The organism is Paenibacillus praedii (assembly GCF_049725345.1).
GTDB lineage: Bacteria > Bacillota > Bacilli > Paenibacillales > Paenibacillaceae > Pristimantibacillus.
Window position 1 is genome coordinate 13982 of record NZ_JBMWAM010000021.1, and the last position, 23897, is coordinate 37878.

Annotated in this window: 21 protein-coding genes and 3 pseudogenes; 4 read left to right on the forward strand and 20 right to left on the reverse strand. The window is 49.5% G+C overall.

The window, feature by feature from the left end; translation table 11 throughout:
* Window positions 1–9: 9 nt before the first annotated feature.
* The 6 genes from ACO9K6_RS17010 to ACO9K6_RS17035 all read right to left on the reverse strand — a co-directional run bounded on the left by ACO9K6_RS17010 (window position 10) and on the right by ACO9K6_RS17035 (window position 7482).
* Complete coding sequence (locus ACO9K6_RS17010) at window positions 10–981, reverse strand: ABC transporter permease (protein WP_424768744.1); 972 nt, start codon at window positions 979–981, stop codon at window positions 10–12.
* Window positions 974–1885 (reverse strand): ABC transporter ATP-binding protein, encoded by a 912-nt coding sequence (locus ACO9K6_RS17015; RefSeq protein WP_424768745.1) that lies wholly within the window; start codon window positions 1883–1885, stop codon window positions 974–976. Before ACO9K6_RS17015 ends, ACO9K6_RS17010 begins: the two co-directional genes overlap by 8 nt.
* Entirely contained in the window at window positions 1882–2673 is a 792-nt protein-coding gene (locus ACO9K6_RS17020; RefSeq protein ID WP_424768746.1) for a GDSL-type esterase/lipase family protein, read from the reverse strand. The genes ACO9K6_RS17015 and ACO9K6_RS17020 overlap by 4 nt, the downstream gene beginning before the upstream one ends.
* Window positions 2674–2816: 143 nt before the next feature.
* On the reverse strand, window positions 2817–4598 hold the full coding sequence (locus ACO9K6_RS17025; RefSeq protein WP_424768747.1) for a glycerophosphoryl diester phosphodiesterase membrane domain-containing protein: 1782 nt from the start codon (window positions 4596–4598) through the stop codon (window positions 2817–2819).
* Between the two features lie 261 nt (window positions 4599–4859).
* Entirely contained in the window at window positions 4860–6203 is a 1344-nt protein-coding gene (locus ACO9K6_RS17030) for a DUF445 domain-containing protein (RefSeq protein WP_424768748.1), read from the reverse strand.
* 4 nt (window positions 6204–6207) lie between these two features.
* Window positions 6208–7482: a DUF445 domain-containing protein gene (locus ACO9K6_RS17035; RefSeq protein WP_424768749.1), complete on the reverse strand. Its 1275-nt coding sequence runs from the start codon at window positions 7480–7482 to the stop codon at window positions 6208–6210.
* 209 nt (window positions 7483–7691) lie between these two features.
* Here ACO9K6_RS17035 and ACO9K6_RS17040 point away from each other — a divergent pair.
* Window positions 7692–7943 (forward strand): annotated as a pseudogene (locus ACO9K6_RS17040) (response regulator); the annotation flags it as partial.
* Between the two features lie 117 nt (window positions 7944–8060).
* Here ACO9K6_RS17040 and ACO9K6_RS17045 read toward each other — a convergent pair.
* Complete coding sequence (locus ACO9K6_RS17045) at window positions 8061–9338, reverse strand: MFS transporter (RefSeq protein WP_424768750.1); 1278 nt, start codon at window positions 9336–9338, stop codon at window positions 8061–8063.
* A gap of 584 nt (window positions 9339–9922) precedes the next feature.
* On the opposite strand from ACO9K6_RS17045, the gene ACO9K6_RS17050 reads away from it, so the two are divergent.
* Window positions 9923–10537 (forward strand): 3'-5' exonuclease, encoded by a 615-nt coding sequence (locus ACO9K6_RS17050; RefSeq protein ID WP_424768751.1) that lies wholly within the window; start codon window positions 9923–9925, stop codon window positions 10535–10537.
* Here ACO9K6_RS17050 and melA read toward each other — a convergent pair.
* From melA to ACO9K6_RS17105, 11 genes and pseudogenes are all read right to left on the reverse strand, one after another.
* Window positions 10534–12030, reverse strand: coding sequence for an alpha-glucosidase/alpha-galactosidase (gene melA, locus ACO9K6_RS17055; RefSeq protein WP_424768752.1), 1497 nt, complete (start codon window positions 12028–12030; stop codon window positions 10534–10536). The two genes, ACO9K6_RS17050 and melA, sit on opposite strands and share 4 nt — an antisense overlap.
* A 120-nt stretch (window positions 12031–12150) precedes the next feature.
* Window positions 12151–13071, reverse strand: coding sequence for an AraC family transcriptional regulator (locus ACO9K6_RS17060; RefSeq protein WP_424768753.1), 921 nt, complete (start codon window positions 13069–13071; stop codon window positions 12151–12153).
* A 161-nt stretch (window positions 13072–13232) separates the two neighbouring features.
* Window positions 13233–13907, reverse strand: coding sequence for a sulfite oxidase-like oxidoreductase (locus tag ACO9K6_RS17065; RefSeq protein WP_424768754.1), 675 nt, complete (start codon window positions 13905–13907; stop codon window positions 13233–13235).
* A 183-nt stretch (window positions 13908–14090) separates the two neighbouring features.
* Window positions 14091–14204, reverse strand: a pseudogene (locus tag ACO9K6_RS17070) (ABC transporter permease); the annotation flags it as partial.
* 23 nt (window positions 14205–14227) lie between these two features.
* A complete protein-coding gene (locus tag ACO9K6_RS17075; protein ID WP_424768755.1) occupies window positions 14228–14689 on the reverse strand; it encodes a MarR family winged helix-turn-helix transcriptional regulator in 462 nt (153 codons plus the stop codon).
* Between the two features lie 165 nt (window positions 14690–14854).
* Complete coding sequence (locus ACO9K6_RS17080; RefSeq protein ID WP_424768799.1) at window positions 14855–15721, reverse strand: urease accessory protein UreD; 867 nt, start codon at window positions 15719–15721, stop codon at window positions 14855–14857.
* Window positions 15722–15747: 26 nt separating this feature from the next.
* The gene (gene ureG, locus ACO9K6_RS17085; protein WP_424768756.1) at window positions 15748–16473 is read right to left on the reverse strand and encodes an urease accessory protein UreG; all 726 of its coding nucleotides are present in this window, start codon (window positions 16471–16473) and stop codon (window positions 15748–15750) included.
* A 27-nt stretch (window positions 16474–16500) separates the two neighbouring features.
* Window positions 16501–17193 carry an urease accessory protein UreF gene (locus ACO9K6_RS17090; RefSeq protein WP_424768757.1) on the reverse strand — a complete coding sequence of 231 codons (693 nt, stop codon included), beginning with the start codon at window positions 17191–17193 and terminating at the stop codon, window positions 16501–16503.
* 56 nt (window positions 17194–17249) lie between these two features.
* Window positions 17250–18965: an urease subunit alpha gene (gene ureC / locus ACO9K6_RS17095; RefSeq protein ID WP_424768758.1), complete on the reverse strand. Its 1716-nt coding sequence runs from the start codon at window positions 18963–18965 to the stop codon at window positions 17250–17252.
* Window positions 18962–19330 (reverse strand): urease subunit beta, encoded by a 369-nt coding sequence (locus tag ACO9K6_RS17100; RefSeq protein WP_424768759.1) that lies wholly within the window; start codon window positions 19328–19330, stop codon window positions 18962–18964. Before ACO9K6_RS17100 ends, ureC begins: the two co-directional genes overlap by 4 nt.
* A 40-nt stretch (window positions 19331–19370) precedes the next feature.
* Window positions 19371–19676, reverse strand: coding sequence for an urease subunit gamma (locus tag ACO9K6_RS17105; RefSeq protein WP_424768760.1), 306 nt, complete (start codon window positions 19674–19676; stop codon window positions 19371–19373).
* A gap of 383 nt (window positions 19677–20059) precedes the next feature.
* On the opposite strand from ACO9K6_RS17105, the gene ACO9K6_RS17110 reads away from it, so the two are divergent.
* Entirely contained in the window at window positions 20060–20227 is a 168-nt protein-coding gene (locus tag ACO9K6_RS17110) for a hypothetical protein (protein ID WP_424768761.1), read from the forward strand.
* Between the two features lie 14 nt (window positions 20228–20241).
* Here ACO9K6_RS17110 and ACO9K6_RS17115 read toward each other — a convergent pair.
* Window positions 20242–20370 (reverse strand): annotated as a pseudogene (locus ACO9K6_RS17115) (two-component sensor histidine kinase); the annotation flags it as partial.
* 194 nt (window positions 20371–20564) lie between these two features.
* Here ACO9K6_RS17115 and ilvD point away from each other — a divergent pair.
* Entirely contained in the window at window positions 20565–22250 is a 1686-nt protein-coding gene (gene ilvD / locus ACO9K6_RS17120) for a dihydroxy-acid dehydratase (protein ID WP_424768762.1), read from the forward strand.
* A 230-nt stretch (window positions 22251–22480) separates the two neighbouring features.
* Here ilvD and ACO9K6_RS17125 read toward each other — a convergent pair whose 3' ends face one another.
* A complete protein-coding gene (locus ACO9K6_RS17125) occupies window positions 22481–23884 on the reverse strand; it encodes a polysaccharide deacetylase family protein (RefSeq protein WP_424768763.1) in 1404 nt (467 codons plus the stop codon).
* Between the last annotated feature and the right edge of the window lie 13 nt (window positions 23885–23897).

Sequence of the window (23897 nt, forward strand, 5' to 3'; positions counted from 1 at the left end):
TTGAACAGCTTAATAAATATCCTTGCGCATAAACACCGTAAACGATACGACAAGCGAACCGATCATCCATGCCGCCAGCACTGCCAGCGAGAAGCCGAGCGTCATCCCTTCAATCGGCGGGGCAGACCCGCTGATATAATCCATCAGGCCAAGGTTCACCATGAACAGGTATTTGGCCGACTCCCAGGAAGACACCATGCTGCTAAGGATGGCTCCAGAGATGAGACAAGCCAGCATCGTCCCCATACCGGCGGCACTGCTGCGCATCAGAATGGAAAGCATGAATGACAGCGTGCCTACGACAAGCGATATAAACCAGGCTAAGCCGAATTGCTGTATAATATATTGCCACTGCGAGACCAGTCGCACATCCTCGGTGTTCAGCTCACCGGCCTCTATTTTGAAGCCGGTCAGCACAGGCGCGGCCCACCCCTGATTGCCGAACATGATGGCCGAAATGATATAGGACAGCAAGCCGAATATAAAAATAACGAGAGATACGGACAAAACCAATGCCAAATACTTACTAAGTAAAATTCGGAAACGGCTGACCGGCCTCGTCAGCAGCAGCTTGATGGTGCCCATGCTTCGCTCCGATGAAACGATGTCGACGGCTATGATCATGATGAGCAGCGGCAGCAACAGTTCAGCCGAATTTTGCACGAAACCCCTGATAAAAGTAGGAGCTCCAGGCTCTGACGGATTAATGTCGTTATCCAAATAATATTGCGATTGCCCAATTTGGGTTTGAATTTGCTCCCGCCATTGCCCCGCGCTGCTAAGCCGGTTTTGCCAATCCACGATTTGCTGCTGAAGCTCTGTGCGCCAATCTACATTGCCCAAGCGCTCCCTGATCCTTTCGGATTCCCTCGCCTGGGCGTAGCTGAACATCGAGAGGAGGACAATGATAATAACCGATATGATCATAAACCGCCGTTTGCCGAGCAGCTTGGTCATTTCATTTTGCACGAGATTAATCAATCGTTTCGCCTCCCGTCAGCTCGAGGAATAGATCTTCAAGAGCCGGAAGCTTGCGATTCATCTCCAGCACGCTTACTCCCGCTTCAACCAGCCTCCGATTCCATTCGCCAACCAAGTGCCCGTCATATAGCGTGGTCAACGTCTCTTCATCCTCGCTCAATACTTCCGTCAGCTCATCAAGTACGGCTTTCCCTAATGCATAAGGCGTTATACGCCAAATCAACCTTTCCTCGCTGGCCAGCAGCGCATGTACCGAATCCACTCTAATAATCTCGCCTTTTGAAATAATAGCAACCCTGTCGCACATCAATTGAATTTCATGCAGCAAGTGGCTGGATACGAGAACGGTCAGCCCTTCCTCCTCCGCCAAAAAACGGATAAATGAGCGCATTTCCCGTATCCCCGATGGGTCCAGTCCATTCGTTGGCTCGTCCAGAATAAGCACATCAGGCTTGCCCAGCAGCGCTTGCGCAATACCGAGCCGCTGGCGCATGCCTAATGAATAGGTGTTTACCTTGTCATGGATACGCTCCCGCATGCCAACTAATTGAACAACCTCGTCGATTCTCTCCTGTCCAATTCCATTCAGCATCACAGCAAAATGCTTCAAATTATCCATTCCGCTTAAAAAAGGATACAGCTCCGGATTTTCAACAATACAGCCCAAGTGGCTCATTGCCTTGGTGAATTGCTTGGCAATATCCAAGCCGCATATATGAATCGTGCCGGAAGTGGGTTTAATCAGTCCGACAAGCATTCGAATCGTTGTCGTTTTGCCCGCGCCGTTCGGCCCCAGAAAGCCAAACACCTCGCCCCGCTTCAGCTCAAAACTTAAATCCTTGATGATCGTACGTTTTCCGATGACCTTTCGCAATCCTTTGACGGACAACGTAATTTCACTCATGGCTGTCGCCCTCCCGCTTCGAGAATCAAGGCTGCGACCCGGTCAGCCATGAGAAGATACCCTTTTTCGTTCGGATGGAACTGATCGCTGAACAAATAATGGCTTACGCTGCGCTGGAACAGATCATAGGTTGGCACGAATACGGCGTTTGGATAGCCCGCCATCGTCTCCGTCATTTTGTAGTTCCAGCCTCGCACAACGCGGGACGTCAGCTCCCCGCTCTCCAGCTCGTTGAAAGGATCATATAGTCCTAATACGTATACAATAGCATCAGGATTGGCAGTCTGTATGCTTGAGAGAATGACATTCAAGTTCGTTGTATAGCCTTCTTCCAGCCCACGTATATTCTCCTCAGAAGGATCCATAAGCGACTGCCCGCCTAAAAACAAATCGTTGCCGCCTATGGTCATCAGAATCATATCCGCTTGTCTGATCTGACGCTCGATCTCCTTCTGCTTGATTTGCTCGACTAATTCGAAAGAGGTTAATCCTTTTATACCCAGGTTGACTAAGGTGATGTCTAAGCCCTCCTGCTTCAGCCGGTCCCCTACATAACCGACATAACCCTTGCCCTCGATATCACCCATCCCTCTTGTCAGCGAATCTCCCAATGCGACGATTGTCATAGCATTGGAGACTACTGTAGAATCTGTACCTGTTGACGGCTGGACAGCCGCAGTCCCTGCTCCAAACAAATAATCCTTCACCGTCCAACCCAAGCCAAAAACCCACAATAGGCAGGCCACCGCGGAAAACGCGGTTATCCATCGAACCTTCCTGCTATGCAACGTCATCCACTCCTCTCATTCTCTACCGGCTGAACCAATTGATCAGCTCTGCCGAAAAACCGGGTACCGGATAACGGATGTCATCCTTGTAATTTTCAATTTGAGTCATTACGCTTTGCGCCCCTGCCCCTCTTCTAAAGCTGCTACAGATTAAGCTCAACCATACTTCGCGCGCGCGCTGGAAAATCGGTAATAATACCGTCTATCCGGTATTTCAGCACTTCCTTTAAATTCCGCTCGCTGTTCACCGTCCATACCCATACCTCACGACCGCTTGCATGCGCACGTTCTACGAATTGCTCTGTCAGCATAACCTTCTCAATCGTATAGAAATCCACATCAATCAAAGATAAATCCCCTATCGCAAAATATAAAATCTGACCGATTTTGATTTCCGGATCCAACTGCCTGATATATTGAAGCGTCGGCCGATCGAAGGACTGAATATAACAGTCCTGCACCATATCGTACTCCTCGATCAGCCTGACAACCTGGCGGGCCAGCTCTTCGCTGGGACCGTAGGGCTTAAGATCGATGAGCAGCTTCGTCTTGCCCTGCGCTTCCTTGAGCACCTCCGCCAGCGTCGGAATACGCTCAGCCTCCTCAGGCTCTCCGAATCGATTGCCGATATTTAACTCCGCAACCTCCGCGTAGGTCAGCTCGCTCACTCGTTTGGTCGAACCGGTCATACGCCTAAGCGTATAATCATGATGAAGCACGACTATTCCATCCTTCGTCAGCTGTACGTCAATCTCGACCGAATCGAAGCCTTTCTCAATCGCGCTTCGAACGGCTGCCATGGAATTCTCCGGCGCCTCCTGCATATCCCCGCGGTGCGCAGAGACGAGAACGCTCCAATTGACATAGACCAGCTGATCATTCGCTGCGTGACCCAAAATAAAAGCAATGGCTAGGTATACTGTAAAAATCGATGTATATACAATACGCTTATTCGTTCTTCCTTTCAAAAAAACGACCACTCGCTGCTCGATCGGACCGATCACCCTGCTGTGATACAACCGGAGCTGATCGCTTGGCATAATGCCCTGCGCGCGCCGATAGTTATAAAATAGCCGAGTCAGAAAAATAATGTTCACGGGCACGAGCAGAAGCGTATACATATACGTCAATACGGTGGAAAGCGTTAAGGAGTAACGGTCTGTTATCGTTTTGAGCACATTCATATCTATCCAAGACGGAAAATAAGCGACAGAGGAGATCGTCACGAAACCCAGCATAAATAGGAAGGCATTCAATAAAAAAAGATTCAAAAAGATAGTCAGCCGCTTCCTTTTCGTCAGCTTTAGGCTGCTCTTTATTGCAGCCCGAATCGACTGGTTCTCGATCATGATGTAATGCAGCACGAAGATCCAGCGCAGTACCGTATAAACCGCTGCCAGAAATAAAAGCGCATAAATGGCAAGCTTTAAATATGTCGTCCCCAGAATACGGCTATTTACAAATATATTTGTATTAAATTGAGCATAAAGCGATGAGGATAACGGTGAATCGATAAACGGAATAAGAAACAGCAAAAAGAATAAGAGCTGCAGCAACCCCAAGCCGAATAATTTAGGCGTTTTACGCAAGGTCGTGAGAACTGCATCGGCAATGAGTATATCCTTGCCAAAATAACTTTTTTGCGCAATGGTAATAATGACGCCAAATTCAATAAATAGCACGAAAACAGCGACTAGACCAATCAAAACAAGACCGAGGATGCCGGAATAGCTCAGGCCAATCTTGTACACCTCGCCGTTCAATACGGAGCCTGAACCAACAGCACGAATGATCCGGTTAAATATAAACGAGATGATCGGGATGAATACAAAGCTTGTAAGCAGCATAAACAAATATTCGAACAAAAGATGTTTCTTGTACGTCGCGCGGAAATCGCGCACACTTCTCATAAATAGCTGAAGCATGACCATTCATCCTATTCTTTCGATGTTAGTTAAAGCGAGGTCGCGACTGCCTCCGATCGCCTTCGTCTTATTATACCGCATGAGCACGAATACCCGCAGCTTTGGTCGCTACGATCACATTGTACAATAGATTCGCATTGGTTTCGTCCTTTATCCCGCGATTTCTGATAATCTTTTTTTCAAAAAAAAGCTGTCTGATCGCTACGTTCATAGCTTTCTAAACAGCTTCTTTTTCAAATATAATAAGGTTTATTTTGCTCTCTATACAAGCTGCAGCCAATTTAACAATGGCTCATAAACGCCGTAAAGCAAAATATAAAATGCAGCACCGAGCGCCGCACCGATATAAGCTCCATTGATGCGTATTCGCTGCAAATCGGTCTCAACCTTGCTTTCTATAAATTGCACCAATCGTTGCTCCGTGAAGCTGTCTAGCGTTTTGCGGACGATCAGGCCGATGATGGCATGCTCTGTCTCAATGATTTTGTGCACAAACTTCTGCGCATATTGCTCCAGCCAATCCTTTGTTTCCTCATTTGACTTGAACCATTCCCAATAGGTCTCAACGAAACGATTAATCAGATGCTTAATATCTGACTGATTCACGGTATGCTTATCCAGTGTCGCAAGCTGCAGCCCCGTATCCTGCGTCAGCAGCCGTCTGAAATTGCCGACAATCGCCTCGATTGAAGGAAGCAGCGAGATTTTATCGATCACCTCATCCCGCCACTCATGAACAGCAGCGGCGACATCCTCGCGGTGCTGCAAATTATCGGATAGCTGATACACCATTTTTTCCAGCAGGACGCGCAGCTCATGCTGAGGGCTTCGCATTTCCTGAATGAGCTTCTGCAAATCTTCATATAGCGCATTCGTCGCGTCATCCAAATTTAAGGCGTTCGTCGACTCGGCGATTTCTACGGCCATTTTTTTGAGCCATTTGGAGAAGATGCTGCCCTGATTCACGAATTTCTCCTTTTCTCTTCCGAGCAATTCGCGAATGACAAGCTTCGTCTCTTCCGCAGCAGCACGCTTAGCGGCATATTCGACAATTTGACTAAGCCAGCTTTGAAAATCCCCTTTATCCAGTACCCATTTCAGCGCTTTGCCGGCATAGGACGACAGGTTCACATTGCTCAATCCTTTACGAGCCTGCTCATCCAGCTTGATGGATATACCCTTCAGATCAACCTTAGCCAGCATGCCTGATACTAGCGTCCACAGCTGCTCCACTACCGATCCTGCCGGACGGCGGTCTACCCATGCGATCGCAGTTTCAACTAGAGATAGCTGTTTGACTTTATCCTTGAGCAGATCCTTGCTCAGCAGCTGCTGCTCCACCATACTTGCGACTCCCTCGATCAGCTTATCACGATTTTTTGGCACAATCGCGGTATGCGGTACCCATTTCCAGCCAAATGGATGGCGAAATAAAACGGTAATGGCGAATAAATCCGCTAAGGCGCCAACCAGACCGGCTTCTGAGGTATACAGCAGCATCCGGGCCCACCATTGATTAGGGAAAAAATATACGCAGCAAGCAGACGCAAGGAATAAGATAGCTAGAAAAATAAGACTTCGGTTTGCTTTTTTTCTCATGGCCATCGTGTTAATCTCCTATCCAGAAGGTCAATAGAAATAAAATAACGCCAATGAGCGCGCCGACCCCAATTCCATTGATTCGTATATATTGCAAATCGCGGCCCGCCTTTTCCTTCACCAGTGAGATGAGCTCCTCCTCGGAGAAGGTGTTCAGCTTATCAGCTACCACCTTGCCGATAGACGAATGCTTCTGCTCCATCCACTTCAGCAGCGTTGATTTTATATATTGATCCAGACGAGCGAGCAGCAATTCATTTTCCGATAAATAAGCTACTCCCTGATGAACTCTGTCTTTGATCCATGGATAACGCTCCAGCTCGCCTTGCATATTTGCTTCTGCTGCAAGGCGAATCGATTCCAGCCCCTTCTGAATGTAGTCATCTAACCTGATTTCGGCTTTCACCGACTGAAGCAGATTCTTCTTGCCTTCCTCAATTCGATCCCGCAGCTTCTCGTCCGTTCGCAACCTAACGGCAAACTGCTCCATATACTGCTTTATTTGCAAACGCTGCGGATGGTCCTCTGAGGCGAATTGCGCAAGGAAAGATACGATCCAATCTTGCATTTTACCGCTTATATTAGCTGTTTCCAGACCCGCTGTAAAATCAATCAGCTTCCTTCTGAATTGATCTCCCTCATAGGAGCGAATAGCCGAATCAATGATTTGACCCATGATCTCGCGGAACGGCGCAGATTTTACGATTTTGATCAACTCGGGAAGCAAAAAGGAAATGATTCTGTCATCATAACGGTTTCGGATCGTCCAGTCGCCGATATCGGCAGCCAGATCAGCAACCTGGATGTGATCCGCGTGCTCAAGAATAAACGTTTGCACCATTTTGGCCAATTCCTGCAGGTCGATCGTCGTAATCACGTCATCCGCTACCTGCTGCAAAATATCGTTAACGTCTGCCTCTCCGCCATGCTGCTTCAAATAAGTAACGATAACGTTCGCAATATTGTACTCGTTCAGCCGCTCTCTAATATTCGGAATCGTCAGCAGCTCATTCTGGACCATCGTGACGAGCTCGCCGATCAGTCGTTCCCGGTTACGCGCAATGATGTTGGTGCCCATCCATCGCGGCCATTTGATGCGCAGCGGATTGCCGAACAAGGCGCTGACCGCGAACGAGTCGGCCAGGCCGCCGATCGTGGCCGCGCTGAACAGCGAAAATAATAAGCCTCCTAAAAAGGTATCATGAAAGGGGAAGGCCGCAAGAATACCGATTGCTGAGATAAGAAGCGCCAAATCCGCCTTTTTCTTAATGCTGAATTTATTCATGCCTATTCTCCATTCCTATTCTTCGTTGCCTTCATAATTATCCCATATGTATAGGGTATGAAACAATGGCACTCTCCGTCAGGAACAAAGCCAGCCTTACGAATACGAAAGGGGCTATCGAAAGTTTGCTGAAAATCTAATTAAACAAGTGCAACTCCCTTTAAAAAAACCGATAATAGACTTTGTAGCAGCAACGAGAGGGGAATAATATGAAATCCTTTAATGGAATTAAAATATTGCTTGTCGATGACGAGCCGAACATCGTACATTTTCTCGAGCTAGGGCTCGTGAACGAGGGCTTTGATGTCAGATCAGCTCATGACGGGGAGAGCGCTTTGCAGGAAGCCGCCTCCTTTCGGCCGCAGGTTGTCATTTTGGATGTGATGATGCCTGGCATGAATGGATTTGAGGTTTGTCATGCCCTAAGAACTGCCGGCGAAAACATCGCCGTCATCATGCTGATAAGCTGAAGCAAGTCATCCTCAATTTGTTTCTGAATTGCAAACGTGTATAAGACAAATAAAAGCAGAAGATCGCTTCATCTCGCTGGGACACGGCAGATAAGAAGCGATCTTCCTTTATGCACTGCTAACCTTTTCCGACTCCTCCTGCTTTTCCTTGATGCACAGCACCAAAAAATACTGCAGCATCGCCATCGTGAACAAGACGGCTGGCAGCCATATCGACTGCAGATCCTTGGCAATGACGACTAACAGCGTGATGGAGAGCACCCTGCCCGCGTTTAGAAACAGCTCCCGCATAACGACGGATTCGACACGCAGCTGACCTTTGAGCGGAAGCGTCCCCATGAGCCGGTAATAATAAGAGGTAAGCGTGTTGACCGCAAGCGGATTGCAGATCGAGAAAAGAATCATAAACACTGCCACAGACCAAAACTCGACCTGAATAAGCAGCAGCGCCGACCCAATCGCCACTCCTGTTGTCGATAAAGTAACATATTTGCGGACATGCTCCTTCTGCGCTTTTCGTGAGATCACATAGCCCGTTGCTACGGTCAGCGAGGAAAAGAATACGCCCAAATAACCGACCCAGTCCTCGCGGCCAACCGTTTGAAACAACAAGATATTCGGTAAAAACAGCATGATGCCTTGAAACAGCCCAAGTATGAAAAAGCTGTACAGCGATTTTAGCCATCGCTGGTTGCGGTTCATCACCAACCCCATGAACTTTAAATAATAGGCTTTATGATGCGAAGGTACCATCGGTATTCGGAAGCTGACAATTGCAGCGACTAGAAACATAATAAAGGCAAGCATAAATATAAAAATATACCCCTGCAGTCCCTCATTGCGCTCAATAATAAACCCCGCCAGCGCTGGTCCTGCCAGACCAGCCGAATTAAACACGACCATATTAATGGCAAGAAATCGAATACGGTTCGCCTCTGTCGATACGTCATATTGAATGACTAAATATCCCGTCCAATACAAGCCCGCGGCTAGACCGTTAAATATGGCAAAAACGATATAATATTGTGCGACCTGCTCTTGAGCGATAACAACCATCAAATAAAAAACCGCAATCAATACAATGCCGAGTCGGTAGGTAACCATTCGGTCCCTTTTCTTCGCGATCCATCCCCCGAGCGCGAAGGCCAGCGGAGTGATCAAAAATACGACGACATTGTAAACCCCGTTCACAACCAGATCCTGCGTCAGCCGCCATAAGTATAAATTAAGAAACAATCCTGACATCGAAGCGCCAAACTGAAAACAGCAGTGAATCATTAACGCTGTGATTGCATCCTTGCCCAGCCTGCGTTCAGGCGGCAGCGGCGCTCCTTTCAGCATGCTCCACACATTCAATCTTGCCCACATCCCCGACCCTGTGCTCATTTACGGCAGCCCCCGTTGTTTATCAACTGGTTAACTTTGTCTTTTTATTCATTTTATCATAGGTGCGCAAGGACCGCCGCCGAAGAAAGCGCTCTCCTGCTCAAATTTGTCTGTTTGCTTCCATATACAGCACCATAGGGAACCTATCCTTTGTTTTTGATCATAGTTCACGTGTTTAGACCTGCAAACTGCACTTGAAAGGGATTGAAAAAGAATTACAATTCATATTTTGACGGGGGAGCAAAACCTTTAAAAGAGGCATAGTTGAATGCTAAAAGGAGAAATTTCTGCACAAACTAGTGGCAGCTCTTAGTAAAGGGGGTATACCGATGGCGAAGCAGCAAGGTCATGCGACTAAAAATACGACAACGAAAACGAAAGATAAAAAAGGCAATGCTTCAGGCAACAATCACTAACCGTTAGCATAAGTCATTCACAAAAAACAACAAACGCCCCATTGCAAGCTCAACAAGGAGCCGGCAATGGGGCGTTTCATTTGCGCGCGAAAAGGTTATTGTCATTTTTTATCGAATAATTAACGTAAGAAATTAAACCCTATACCTAGAAAAAGTGGTGAAGCAACGATGAGTACACCTTCTTACACCGTCATCGACTTTGAGACGAGCGGCCTCGATCCGCAAAAGGACCGAGTCATTGAAATGGCCGCGATTCGCTGCGTCAATGGAGAAATAGCGAGCGAATTCAGCACGCTAGTGCGCTATGACGGAAAGCTGTCAGCGAAAATTTCAGAGCTAACCGGCATCACGGACGAAATGACCGCGACTGGGATGGACGAGGATACTGCCTTCCGTATTTTAAACCGGATGCTTGGCGATCATATTTTGATTGCGCATAATGCCGCCTTTGACCTTGGCTTTCTCCATCATTCCTTGCAGCGCATAGCCGGCCGCTCCTTCGGGAACAGCTTTATTGATACACTAACGATAAGCCGCGCAAGGCATTTTTATCCGCATACGCTAAAGGATATGTCCAATAGATATGGCATCCCGCTTATTGGCGGTCACCGGGCGCTGAATGACGTCATTGCCTGCTGGGAGCTGTTCCGAAAGCTGGACGAGGAGCAGCCGGTCGACGACTATATAAATAAGCTCAGCTATCTGAAAAAGTTCGGCCCGCCGGCCTGGAGCCCGCCAGGGACGAAGCTCGAGGCCATCGAGCTCAAATATGCTCCCCGTTAGACACGCTCTTTCCCTTTATCCGACTCTGCTGCATTTTTGTTTGCCGCCTCACGGTCCTGCTGCATTTCCTCTACGGATTTCACCTTGAGGCGGGCTGCCCCCTGGTAGTCACGCGTAGGCAGCAGCGGCCCTTCGGCCAGGCGCTTCTTCGCTGCAGCAATCGCTTCGCCGTATTGAGGAAGCCATTGTTCCTGCGCGACAAGCATCTCGTCCACCATCTGCCAAATCTCCTTCGGATTGCAAACAGCGCCTACCAGCGGATCCATCATGAACGCTTGGCGCAGCAGCAGCTCGTCGCCATGAATGGCCGCTTCTACTGCTAAACGCTGCACAGATATACTTACATTGCAGACAGCTGCAGGTCCTAATGGAAGGTCTCCGACGGTGGGCATCGAGATGCCGTTGCGATCAACATAACCTGGAGCTTCGATAATCGCATCCGCAGGCAGATTGGCAATGACTCCATTGTTCTCCACGTTAAAGTGACCACGATATACGCGTCCTGTCTCCAAGCCTTCAATAATGTATGAACCATGCTCGTGGCTGCGAAGCTCCGCTTTGAATTCATTCGCAGGATCCTTCATCCAATTCGGAAAATCGGTCTCGAACCAATTGCGCCCCTCCGTGCATACGCGCAGATAGCCTCCTGTCTCGCCATTAATCCACGAGCCAAGGTCAATCCACTCCATAATTTCCTCAGGACGCTTGCGGTACCATGGCACATACTCGCTCAAATGCCCATTGGATTCAGTACTGTAGTAGCCAAAGCGGCGCAGCATGTCGATCCGCACCTTCTCCGTACGGCTGAAATCCGGGTGGTTCTCGAAAGCTTCCAGCACTTTGCCGGTCAGGTCCTCGCCATTATGCTTAACCTGGATATACCAGGTCTGATGGTTAATGCCCGCACAAATAATATCGACTTCCTCCTGCTTCAGCCCGAATGCTTCAGCGATTTGCCAATGTCCGCCCTGCACGCCGTGGCACAGCCCGATCGTCCTTACTCCGCCGTACTTATTGCATGCCCAAGTCATCATAGCCATCGGATTCGCGTAGTTGAGCAGCAGCACATCGTCTGCGGCAACCTCGCGAATATCGCGGCAAATATTCATCATTTCCGCAATACCACGCTGCCCGTACATTATTCCTCCGGCGCTGAGCGTATCCCCGACGCATTGATCAACGCCGTATTTGAGCGGAATATCAACGTCCGTAACGAATGCTTCCAGCCCTCCAACGCGTATGGTGCAGATTACATACTTGGCATCCTTAAGCGCCTCGCGCCGATCTGTCGTCGATTGGATGGAAATTGACAAGCCATTCTCAATAATATCTCGCTGGCAGAGCGCCGATACCATCTCCAGGTTATGCGCATTAATGTCCGTAAAAGCAACTTCAATGTGCTGAAACTCCGGCACCGCGAGCAGGTCGCGCAGCAGTCCGCGCGTGAACCCGATTGAGCCCGCGCCAATAAATGCAATTTTAAAAGTAGACATGCCAATCAGCCTCCGATTATCGTCTAATAGAGTCGTATAAGCTCCTCTACATTGTAACAACGATTTATCGAAAGCGTTATCAAAATAGTGACCTGATGACGAACATGCTGTCAGAAATCGTCACTTTATCTCGACATAGTTACCTGAATCATTTTCTTGCCTCTCCGTCATTTGAATGCGATATTGCACAGGAGTAGCGCCCGTGTTCTTCTTGAATAAAGCATGAAAATATTGACGGCTGCCCACACCGATATAATCGCATATATCTACGATAGGAATATCAGTTTGCTGCAGCAGCATCTTGGCTTTTTCCATTCTTAGCCCCGTCAAATATTCGGTTATCGTCTGTCCAAGCTGCGCTCGGAAAATACGGTGCAAATAGCCGTGATGTAAATTGACGGAAGCCGCAATGTCCCTCACCTGTATATCACGATCATAGTTATGATGAATGAATTGTATGCATTTGTTCACATAGATATCATGCTGCTGAGAGCCGCTGAATAGCGATTGGCGATAAATCCGGGCAATTTGAACAAGCAATTGGCTGAACAGCATATCAACCATTGTACCCGTTTCCTTGCCCCGGCTGTCCAGTTCCAGCACAAGCGTCTTGAGCGTGTGATAGACCTCGTCCGTATCTCTAAGCACGAAGTAGAGCGGGCCCGCCCTTAGCAATTCAGCCAGATCGTACTCGTGCTGTGCTAATTGCCGGATCGAAGGAAAGATGGATGACCCCGCCGCCGTATTAAATTCGATATTCAGCATACGGCAGGGCATTTGCCTGTCCACAATCAGACGGTGCAGCACATTCGCGTTAAGTATCACAAACTCGCCCTTTTTCAAGGTTACAACCGATATGGCTTCGGTGGCATCCATTAATTCAATTTGACACACGCCGTTAATTACATACATGATTTCCACCGCATCATGACGATGGAAGGGCATCGCGAACTCATTCCAATTTTTGAAATAAAAGGCGCTCGCTTGCGGACGAACCTCATCCTCCAGCCATTCCCGCTTAAATAAAGTACGATGCTCCATGCTCGCTTCCTCCTGTTCCTTCCGAATCCGCATGGGGACTTCTCACTTCCAAGCGTGCAGAATCAGAAGGAATAATTCAAGCAAAAATTAAAGGCGGCTCACCTCGAAGCAAGCCTCGATACCGCTTTTAATCCGGCGTCCATTTCACGTTCAACCGCCAATTAATCGAAATCCTTCCCCATCCATTCGTCCTCAGGTATCATAAGATCCTCTCCCGAGAATCGCTGCTCCTTAAACGGATCGGCATAATTATGGAAGCCGTTGCGCTCCCAGAAGCCGGGACGATCCTCCTTCATGAACTCGATGCCGCGAATCCACTTCGCACTTTTCCAGAAATAGAGGTGCGGAACGACTAAACGCAGCGGCCAGCCGTGTTTATCTGTCAGGGGCTCGCCGTTAAAGCGATGCGCCAGCATCACATCCTCATGCAGCACATCCTCAAGCGGTAAATTAGTATCATAGTCCTCATCTGCATGAATCATCACATATTTCGCGTCCGGCTTAGCACCTAGCAGAGGAAACAGGTCCGTGAACTTCACACCTTCCCATTCCGTATCCAGCTTCGACCAGCGCGTAACGCAGTGAATATCGCGCACCATCTTCGTCTGCGGCAGCGCCATCAGCTCTTCGTAGCTGAACGTACGCTCCTGCTCTACCTCGCCAAATACGCGCAGCGACCAGCTGCCCAGATCATATTGAGGAACCTCGCCTTCATGCAGGATCGGAAAGCGTTCCGTTACGATCTGGCCAGGCGGCACGCGATGCGCTAGCTCAGGCGATACCCCTGTACTTTTCACATAGTTAACCTTCTTCAATCGTTCTGCCTTGTTATTCATGCTGTCAACCTCCTTTTAATTAACGCGAGCTTTCGTTAGTCTTGCGTGCTTCCTGCATATAGCTTTTGTCCTTAAAGAACAGCATGGCTGCGATCGTTACGATTTATGGCAGCATCATCGTGAAATGCGTCGGCATCGCGAAGCCCTGCAGCCTGAATGACCGGAAATCACTTCGCCCAGCTATGGAATATCCTTAATGAGCGGAATATCCCATTTTGGCAATCCGACCATATCCTTGTTGTAGTATGCACCCTTCACGTCGAATATCGCGCGCAGCGAAAATGTGGTCAGTCCCATATCATAATATATTACTATAGTAGTCACGAATTTGTAACATTACTGATTTCCATATTTCGGCTCATTTGCTCAAAGAGGTCAAGACCCTGCTCCATCTCCGTAATCGACATTCCATCAAAGAGCTTATGCATCATTTTTAAACGTACCGTCTCAATGAGTTCAACAGCCTCCATGCCTTTTGCCGTAATATGCAGCATCACAACGCGCCGATCCTGGTCGCCGCGCTCCCGTTTCACAAAACCAAGCTCGATAAGACGATCCGCGATGCCGGTCACTCCGCCGCTCGTGATCAGCAGTTGCTCCGCCATGGCCGATGCCTTCTGCGGACCCGACTGCGCCAATATAACCAGCATCCTTCCATGAGTCATTCCAAGCCCATGGACATTATAGGTATTCCATTCCGCATTGATAAGTCTGCGTACCTGACGGAACGACTCGTCCAACCGCTTCATTAGCTCCAGCCTGTCCATTTGTAAATCTTCCAATCTGTCACCGCCCCTATACTTGACTGTGAATCATATGATATCTACAGCAGTATAGTTTTTCATTCCTCATGCGTCAACGTGCAAATGCCACGAAGCTCCTTCTACAAAAAGAGGCCAACCAGCAACGCTGGATGACCTTTACTAAGCTCTCATTGAAAACCCGCCTTAACTCCCCTGCAAAAATCGAAGCGGCGGCTTATGAAGCAGCAGGCCTCTGACTGAAGCCCACAGCTCTTTCATCATTTGCTGCAGCGGCCAGGCTGCTGTGGATGCCGCTGAGACAGCAATGCCATGACGATGCGTTAGCGAGGCCCCGGCGACGATCGGATGTCCAATCGGTGAAGAATAAACATCCAGCCATTCCTGAAGCTGCTCTAACAGCGCACCGTCAATCTGATCGGAGAACAGATAGAACGCCGCGGAGTGGGTCATTTCTTCCCAGCAGCCTGGCGCGGTAATGGACTGCTTAGCGGGTTCAATCCGCTGCCGCTGCGAAAAAATAAGCTCCTTCTCGTAGTAAACGGATAAGCTGTTGCTGTAGCTCCGATACGCAAAGCGTTCCCCCCGCAGCGTTCTCCCCGGGCATAGGACATCAGCTTGCATCCATATAGCCCCAGCCTTCAGATGGACCTGCGTTTCGTTCTTCAGCCTTGCGTTCTTATAGAGCATGATGGGCTCCGGCATATGCTCGACAATCGCATTTTCCTCCAGCACGAAGCTTTGCAGCATTGATGAACCGCCTCCCGGCATACTCGGATGCACCTTCATATAAGACTGGTTCGTTATCATGACATGAGAATTGGGCCTCGATGTCCATTCCAGCTCATAACGGTCACCATCAAGCAGGCCGGGTGATACGTCCATTACAATCACGCCAAGTTGGCCTTCAAGCGGGAATGCCTTGGCGATCTTGATCGGAGCAGTATGGTATTTATGCTCAAGCAGCGTCTGACCGCTGCGGCTAGCAAATGATGCCCGGAGTAAGGCAGTACGCATAGACTGCTCGACTGCCCTCGGGCGTATCTCTTCCATTCTGTTCACGATTCGATCAAGCTCCTTTAAGAAGCAGAATGTTGATCAGCCGGTGTATTTGTCAATTGAATGATATGGGAGTGCTCCGTGCCGCGGGCGTGCGCAATTTCATGCGTCAGCCAGCTTACGATTTCATCTACGCCGTCGCCGCCGAACAGATTGGAGAACACGAACGGACGATTGCCGCGCATCTTGATCGTATCAGCCTCCATGACCTCAAGGCTCGCGCCAACATAAGGCGCCAAATCAATTTTATTAATGACGAGCAGGTCGGAGCGCATGATGCCTGGGCCGCCCTTGCGCGGAATTTTTTCTCCTTGCGCGACGTCGATAATGTAGATGAACCGATCAACAAGCTCAGGACTAAACGCCGCAGCCAGGTTGTCGCCGCCGCTCTCGATAAAGATCATATCCAGGTTCTCAAAGCGCCGCTCCAGCTCCTCAATCGCTTCAAAATTCATCGAAGCATCCTCGCGGATCGCCGTATGCGGGCAGCCGCCTGTCTCCACGCCGATAATGCGCTCCTCCGGCAGCACGCCCGTATGAAATAATATGCGAGCGTCCTCCTTCGTATAAATATCATTTGTGATGACCGCGACGTTATATCGCGTATGAAGTTCACGGGTCAGCCGCTCGACAAGCGCGGTTTTCCCCGAGCCTACCGGCCCGCCGATTCCGATCCTTATTGGACGCGAGCTGTCTATTGCCGGGCTTTCCCATTCTTGATGCGTATGTCCTTGTCCTTGGCACATTGTACATTCCTCCATGAAATGAATTGTTTATGACATAAATAGTCTTGAATACAGTCGCTCATGCCGCATCATCGCCAGCTCGGCCATCGGCATATTCGCATAAGCCTCTTCCGGCGCAAGTTCTCGCGCAACAGTCAAAGCATCTTCTATTAAAGGCGTCAATCTTGCAATCAACGACTGCCCTTCCGTTTGGCCGATCGACATCAGTCGAAGCGCGCTGTTCACGCAGGTAACGATACAAGCGTATAAATAGCCTTGGATCGCCCGCTCCTCCGATATGCCGAGCTGCCAGCAGGCATAACCATGCGTAAGAGGATGCGAAGCGAAGCATCTGCTTACGCGCAGCGCTTCGATCAGCGGCTTCCAATCCAGCTGAGGATGTATAGCCGATGCAAGCTGGAGAAGACGCCTTCCCATTTTCTCGACACCGCTTCGGGTTTCTGAGGCCGCTCTTTGCAGGTGAACCATCCGTTCCACCGACCAAAGGCGCTCCCATTCAGCTGCGGGAGCATCACGATAGACAGCTTTGATGACCATCGCATCCGAGCTCGCCCAGCTTTGAAGCAGCATGGCAGAAGCATACGCATACAGCTGGGCGGAGCTGTTCATCCTGCCATCCTGAACCAATGTTTCTAAGCCGAAGGAATGAGAGAAGCCGCCAATCGGCAATGCCGAATCCAGCAGCTGCTGCATGGCAAGCCATCTGACATTATCGTTCATGCTGCCGCTTTCTCCCTTCAAACCGTAATAAGCCGCTTTCCTGACAGCACCCGCTCCTAGAACAAGAAATAACGCTGCGCCATTGGCAGCACTTCAGCCGGCTCGCAGGTCACATGCTCTCCATTGACCGTCACATGATAGGTCTCCGCATCAACCGCGAGATCAGGCGTTGCATCATTGTGAATCATATCCTTCTTCGTAACAGACCGACAACCCTTTACCGGCTCGATCCGCTTCTGCAGTCCCAGCTCCTGCGCGACTCCAAGATCATAAGCAGCCTGCGAGATAAAGGTAATCGAGCTGCTGTATACGAGCTTGCCGAAGGCAGCGAACATCGGACGCCCGAATACAGGCTGCGGTGTCGGGATCGATGCATTAGGATCGCCCATTTGCGCATATGCGATGCTGCCGCCCTTCAGCACCAGATCCGGCTTTACGCCAAAGAACATCGGACTCCATAGGACAAGATCAGCGAATTTTCCAGTCTCGAGAGACCCAACCAGATGCGATACGCCATGCGTGATAGCAGGGTTAATCGTATATTTCGCGATGTAACGCTTAATGCGGAAATTATCGTACTGCTCGTTGTCTGGCGACAGCGGACCACGCTGCTTCTTCATTTTGTCAGCGGTTTGCCACGTTCGGATAATGACCTCTCCGACACGCCCCATCGCCTGCGAGTCTGAGCTAATCATGCTGAACACGCCCATATCATGCAAAATATCCTCAGCCGCGATCGTCTCCGGCCTAATTCGCGAATCAGCAAACGCCACATCCTCCGGAATGCTGCTGTCCAGATGATGACAGACCATCAGCATATCCAAATGCTCTTCAATTGTATTAATCGTAAAAGGCCGCGTCGGATTCGTCGAAGACGGAAGCACGTTCAGCTCGCCGGCCGCCACAATAATATCCGGCGCATGACCGCCGCCCGCCCCCTCTGTATGGTAAGTATGAATGGTACGGCCGCCGATTGCCGCCAGCGTATCCTCAACAAAGCCTGCTTCATTAAGCGTATCCGTATGGATAGCGACTTGAACATCATATTGATCCGCTGCCTGCAAGCAAGCGTCTATCGCTGCCGGTGTCGTACCCCAATCCTCATGAAGCTTCAGTCCAATCGCTCCCGCTTCTATTTGTTCAATAAGCGGTGCGGTGAAGGAAGCATTTCCTTTGCCCGTAAAACCCAGATTCATCGGGAACTGCTCCGCAGCCTCCAGCATGCGCCGCATATGCCATGCGCCCGGGGTCACCGTTGTCGCGTTGGTCCCCGTTGCCGGGCCTGTGCCGCCGCCGATCATCGTCGTCACGCCTGATGAAAGCGCCGTCTCAATCTGCTGCGGGCAAATAAAATGAATATGCGAATCAATGCCGCCCGCCGTCACGATTTTCCCTTCGCCGGCAATAACCTCGGTGCTCGCGCCGACGATCATATTCGGATGGACGCCGTCCATAATATCCGGATTGCCCGCTTTGCCAATGCCTACAATCATTCCGTCGCGGATACCAATATCCGCCTTCACGATTCCCCAATGATCAATAATAACGGCATTGGTAATCAGTGTATCCAGCACGCCCTCCGAGCGCAAAGCCCCGCTTGATTGCCCCATGCCGTCGCGTATAACCTTACCGCCGCCAAATTTGCATTCATCGCCATAAACGGTGTAATCATGTTCGATTTGAGCCCATAGCTCCGTATCGGCAAGTCTTACAGCATCTCCAGTTGTCGGGCCGAACATAGCCGCATAGCTTCTCCGATCCATTTTGGTCATGCGTTCCCTTCCTCCCATGCTGCCAGCCGCTCTCGCACCGATTCAGGCATAGCGCCCGCTTCCGCCTTGCCTCGGCTCAACCCATTTAATCCGTAAGACAGTTTGGAGCCGCCAAGCTCAACAACGATAACCGGCTTCTCCTCGCCAGGCTCAAAGCGTACCGCTGTTCCGGCTGCAATATGAAGCCGCATTCCGAACGCCTTCTCTCGATCAAACTTCAATGCGCGATTCACTTCAAAAAAATGAAAATGAGAGCCCACCTGAACAGGACGATCTCCCGTATTTACGACCATTAGTTTCTCCGTCAGGCGTCCGGCATTTAATTCGATTTCACCTGCTGCTGTACGATATTCCCCTGGTATCACCTTGCTATTATCCCCCCAGCATTCGAATTACTTCCTTTCATTATCCTGCTATCGGATGATGCACGGTGACAAGCTTCGTCCCGTCCGGGAAGGTTGCCTCTACCTGCACCTCATGGATCATCTCTGGAATGCCTGGCATAACCTGCTCACGCTTCAATATTTGCGTTCCGTATTCCATCAATTGCGCAACGGTCATCCCATCGCGCGCGCCTTCCAAAATTTCAGAGGAGATAAGCGCAATGCTTTCAGGATAATTGAGCTTAACGCCGCGTTTCATTCGCCGCTTTGCCAAATCCGCTGCAATTGTGATGAGCAGCTTTTCTTTTTCTCGTTCGGTCAACTGCATATTTCCACCTCTTTGCCTATAATAACTCCATTATAGACATCAAATATTGGCAAGTAAATATTTTTGTGTTATATTTCATGACATAAAATAAAAAAATCCAACTATAATCGCCTATCACTCTATTTTATTTAACATATATATAACACGTTAAGTTATGCCATTCGCATGCCAATCCTGCTCTGTGTATGAGCAAACATCATTTCTAGTACCTCCTTCTGAAAGCTATAACAGCGGACTGCTCTTTCTTTTGTATGTGCGCCTCATAAAAAAATCCCCTTTCGCTACTGTTTTCTATACGAATGAGTATAGAAGCATCAGCTTAAGGAGACTGTAACCAAACCTTAAGAAAACCTATCGGGATGAGGTGGAGCTGCACCATTTATGTGCATCATCTTCCAGTGCAGGAATCGGGTATGCTCAGCAAGCTCATAGCCGAAGAAACCGTGGTGACGGTCAAGGGCGATCCCGCGAAGGGAGATAAGTCTCGAACGCAGTGGTCAGGCGAATCCGGACTTAGACTAGCGATTTCCAAAAGTGATCCCAATTATTAAATGATATTTACGATCCTGCTCAATAAGTCCCAAATACCCAAAACTGAGGTGAGCGGCGTATGCAAGTCATGCGACATATTTATAATGAGTTCATTTTTCGTTTGTTCGGCCTTCCGCTCCTCCTCTTGCTCCTCATTGAGTTCGATAAGCCTACTATACATGAAGTTTGTTCTCTATCTCCCTCCGTTTGACGCAATATCACAATGTTTAAGTATATCTTAATGTTTTTTAAAAATTGCAGCCCGGTGTGTGCCGGATTGGCTTATAGCCAACGCTTGTCCATTGTGATAAACTTGAGATTATCGAATTTCATTAAGCTTATAGGAGGCACACTTTCATGGCGACCAAAAGAATGCGATCAGACATGATCAAAAAAGGTTTCGACCGCGCACCGCATCGCAGCTTGCTGCGTGCCGCAGGCGTTAAAGAAGAAGATTTCGGCAAGCCGTTCATCGCGGTTTGTAACTCGTATATTGATATTATTCCAGGTCACGTCCATCTTCAAGAGTTCGGCAAGCTTGTTAAGGAAGCCATTCGCGAAGCAGGCGGCGTGCCTTTCGAGTTCAATACCATTGGCGTCGACGACGGCATTGCAATGGGTCATATCGGCATGCGCTACTCGCTCGCGAGCCGTGAAATTATTGCCGATTCCATCGAGACCGTCGTTAATGCGCACTGGTTCGACGGTATGGTATGTATTCCGAACTGCGACAAAATTACTCCGGGCATGATTATGGGTGCGCTTCGTGTCAACATCCCAACGATGCTTGTCAGCGGCGGACCAATGAAAGCAGGCAAAACGTCCGATGGCCGTTCGATTTCGCTTTCCAGCGTATTCGAGGGCGTTGGCGCTCACCAAGCCGGCAAAATCAACGACGAGCAGCTCATGGAGCTTGAACAATTCGGCTGTCCGACTTGCGGCTCATGCTCCGGTATGTTTACAGCTAACTCAATGAACTGCTTAGCTGAAGGTCTTGGACTAGCTTTGCCAGGTAACGGCACGATCCTCGCCGTATCCCCTGAGCGTAAAGAGTTCGTGAAAGATGCTGCTCGCCAGTTGATGAAACTTATTGACCTTGGCATCAAGCCGCGCGATATCGTGACAAAGGATGCAATCGACAACGCATTCGCACTCGATATGGCGATGGGCGGTTCGACAAATACAGTGCTTCACACGCTTGCTATCGCTCATGAAGCAGGCATTGAATACCCAATCGAGCGGATTAACGAAGTGGCAGAGCGCGTGCCTCACTTGGCAAAAATCGCTCCAGCCTCCGATTATCACATCGAGGATGTGCATAATGCGGGCGGCGTAAGCGCCGTTTTGAACGAACTGTTCAAGAAGGAAGGCGCTATAAAGGGCGACACCATGACCGTGACTGGCAAAACGCTCCGCGAAAACGTAATCGGCTGCGAAATTCAAGATACGGATGTCATTCATACGATCGACAATCCGCACACGGAGCGCGGCGGCTTGGCTGTTCTGTTCGGTAACCTCGCTCCTAACGGAGCAATTATCAAAACAGGCGCAGTAGACAAATCGGTTGGCGGCTACCATAAAGGACCTGCTATTTGCTTTGATTCACAGGACGAAGCCCTTGCTGGTATAGCTGGCGGCAAAATCAAAGAAGGCCACGTTGTTGTCATCCGTTATGAAGGACCTCGCGGCGGCCCTGGTATGCCGGAAATGCTTGCCCCAACCTCACAAATCGTAGGCATGGGTCTTGGCGCCAAAGTTGCCCTTGTTACCGATGGACGCTTCTCCGGCGCATCCCGCGGTATCAGTATCGGACATGCTTCCCCAGAAGCTGCGGAAGGCGGTCCAATTGCTTTCGTTCAAGACGGCGACATCATCGAGATCGATATGAACAACCGTACGATGGACCTGTTAATCAGCGACGAGGAGTTTGAGAAACGCCGCTCCGAATGGAAAGGCTTCGAGCTTAAAATTAAGCGCGGCTACCTAGCCCGCTACGCTCACCTCGTAACATCCGCCAGCACTGGCGGCGTTATGAAGATGTAGTTTACCAAATACAGAAGAAGGAGTGCCGACTGTTATAGTCGCACTCCTTTTTATTGTGAAATTCTATCGTGATTACACTCGTCTCGTGCAATTTACCCGTTGCAAGCGTGCTGGAGGAGATGAAGTAGCGTTAGGCGGCCTAAACGAAATGATATGATCATAATTAGAAAAACCAGTCGTCACAGAGTATGGCTCTGCGCCGGCTGGTTTCCAGCAAACCGTTATCAACATCAAATGGCTGTTGTTTTCGTACCTAATTGCGCAGCTTCGTCGGTTTCCGCGCTCATAGATAGCTCTAAAGCTTTGTTTTCGCGCTCAGACTTGTCAAACATGCTATTAGGCTGAGCGGTAGCATAGCCTCTAATTGTAGCAGCAGGCATAAACAGCATTCGCGGTGAAATCTGCTCCCTGCGCTTGCTGCTCTGCGCCGAATTTTTTGTGTTCGTCAGAACACGGATAAGTATGCTCAGATAGAGTCGCGTCGATTTGGCAAACCAGCCTTCGGGAAGCTGAAAAATTTCAAAGCCGAGCCGGTCCGCCCCGCGGTGAATCATCGTAACGCCGTAAACTGCTTTGATGTCAGTCGCTTCTTGATCAGCCGCCAGCTGATTGGCGAGAACTGGCAGCGCCTGTTCTACCTCTCTAAGCATCCGAATTCCTGTAGCAACCGGCGATTTGGACGTCGCAGCAATCGTTGAAAGCTTCTTATTGTCGAAATGAAGCTCTGCAATGCGATCTCCTTTGGCAATCCGTCCGCCTGTGACAAGCTCAACGGTCTCCCCATTGTAAGTCGTCACCCGGTAATGGAAAGCCGGATCACCCTCATTACCGACTGTTTTTAAGCGAAATACGACATGGAAGACGCTCTCCCATAATAACCAAAGTGATATAAGCGATTTCTTCCAAATGGAGGTATGAGCCGCTCTGGCGGCATCGGTAAGCTTGATCATTTCGTCAATGGCTACGAAACGGAAGCCCCGCTTCACACCTTCCTCCAAGTACGATTCCAGCGCAATAAGCATATTTCCAGGAGCATCCTTATCCGCGCCGAACGTTAAGCCGCAATCGTGGAGCAGCAAAACCTCGCCTGGCTTCAGCTTCTTCTGCATCCGCTTCTTCAGCCGCTCCGCGCCCACACGGCTCCGCCAATCCCCGAACATAGCCGACCATAATATAATTTGCAAATAACCCAGATTGGTATAATCGAATACGTTCACGATCCCCCAAGGAGGTCGGTAATAAGTCGAACGGACCCCGGCTGCGTTCTCGATAACATCAATTGTTCGCTCAACTTGGCGCTTAACCGTACGAGGACGCATAAGCCAATTCGATTTATGAACATAATTATGAATACCGATGATATGACCCTCGTTCTTCATTCGCTGCAGCAGCTCTTTCTGCCCTTCAGCATGCGAGCCTACAACAAAAAAGGTCGCCTTCGCATCGAAGCGAGCGAGTAAATCGAGCAGCTGCGGCGTATAGACAGGATCGGGCCCATCGTCAAACGTTAAGGAAATTTCCTTCTCCACGCGGCCCCTTTTAAAGACGCGAAAGCCGAATGTGCGGCTAATCAGGCCTGGGAGAAACGCATAAAAGGTTGCGACGTATAATCCCCATAGCAGCAAATTTTCCATTCTGTTTTCCCCA

What these genes read in the sequence shown, in the direction of transcription:
- ACO9K6_RS17015 (WP_424768745.1), bottom strand. Translation starts at nt 1,885, where the DNA reads ATGAGTGAAATTACGTTGTCCGTCAAAGGATTGCGAAAGGTCATCGGA.
- ACO9K6_RS17025 (WP_424768747.1), bottom strand. Translation starts at nt 4,598, where the DNA reads ATGCTTCAGCTATTTATGAGAAGTGTGCGCGATTTCCGCGCGACGTAC.
- ACO9K6_RS17030 (WP_424768748.1), bottom strand. Translation starts at nt 6,203, where the DNA reads ATGGCCATGAGAAAAAAAGCAAACCGAAGTCTTATTTTTCTAGCTATC.
- ACO9K6_RS17035 (WP_424768749.1), bottom strand. Translation starts at nt 7,482, where the DNA reads ATGAATAAATTCAGCATTAAGAAAAAGGCGGATTTGGCGCTTCTTATC.
- ACO9K6_RS17045 (WP_424768750.1), bottom strand. Translation starts at nt 9,338, where the DNA reads ATGAGCACAGGGTCGGGGATGTGGGCAAGATTGAATGTGTGGAGCATG.
- ACO9K6_RS17050 (WP_424768751.1), top strand. Translation starts at nt 9,923, where the DNA reads ATGAGTACACCTTCTTACACCGTCATCGACTTTGAGACGAGCGGCCTC.
- melA (WP_424768752.1), bottom strand. Translation starts at nt 12,030, where the DNA reads ATGTCTACTTTTAAAATTGCATTTATTGGCGCGGGCTCAATCGGGTTC.
- ACO9K6_RS17060 (WP_424768753.1), bottom strand. Translation starts at nt 13,071, where the DNA reads ATGGAGCATCGTACTTTATTTAAGCGGGAATGGCTGGAGGATGAGGTT.
- ACO9K6_RS17065 (WP_424768754.1), bottom strand. Translation starts at nt 13,907, where the DNA reads ATGAATAACAAGGCAGAACGATTGAAGAAGGTTAACTATGTGAAAAGT.
- ACO9K6_RS17080 (WP_424768799.1), bottom strand. Translation starts at nt 15,721, where the DNA reads ATGGAAGAGATACGCCCGAGGGCAGTCGAGCAGTCTATGCGTACTGCC.
- ureG (WP_424768756.1), bottom strand. Translation starts at nt 16,473, where the DNA reads ATGTGCCAAGGACAAGGACATACGCATCAAGAATGGGAAAGCCCGGCA.
- ACO9K6_RS17090 (WP_424768757.1), bottom strand. Translation starts at nt 17,193, where the DNA reads ATGAACGATAATGTCAGATGGCTTGCCATGCAGCAGCTGCTGGATTCG.
- ureC (WP_424768758.1), bottom strand. Translation starts at nt 18,965, where the DNA reads ATGACCAAAATGGATCGGAGAAGCTATGCGGCTATGTTCGGCCCGACA.
- ACO9K6_RS17105 (WP_424768760.1), bottom strand. Translation starts at nt 19,676, where the DNA reads ATGCAGTTGACCGAACGAGAAAAAGAAAAGCTGCTCATCACAATTGCA.
- ilvD (WP_424768762.1), top strand. Translation starts at nt 20,565, where the DNA reads ATGGCGACCAAAAGAATGCGATCAGACATGATCAAAAAAGGTTTCGAC.
- ACO9K6_RS17125 (WP_424768763.1), bottom strand. Translation starts at nt 23,884, where the DNA reads ATGGAAAATTTGCTGCTATGGGGATTATACGTCGCAACCTTTTATGCG.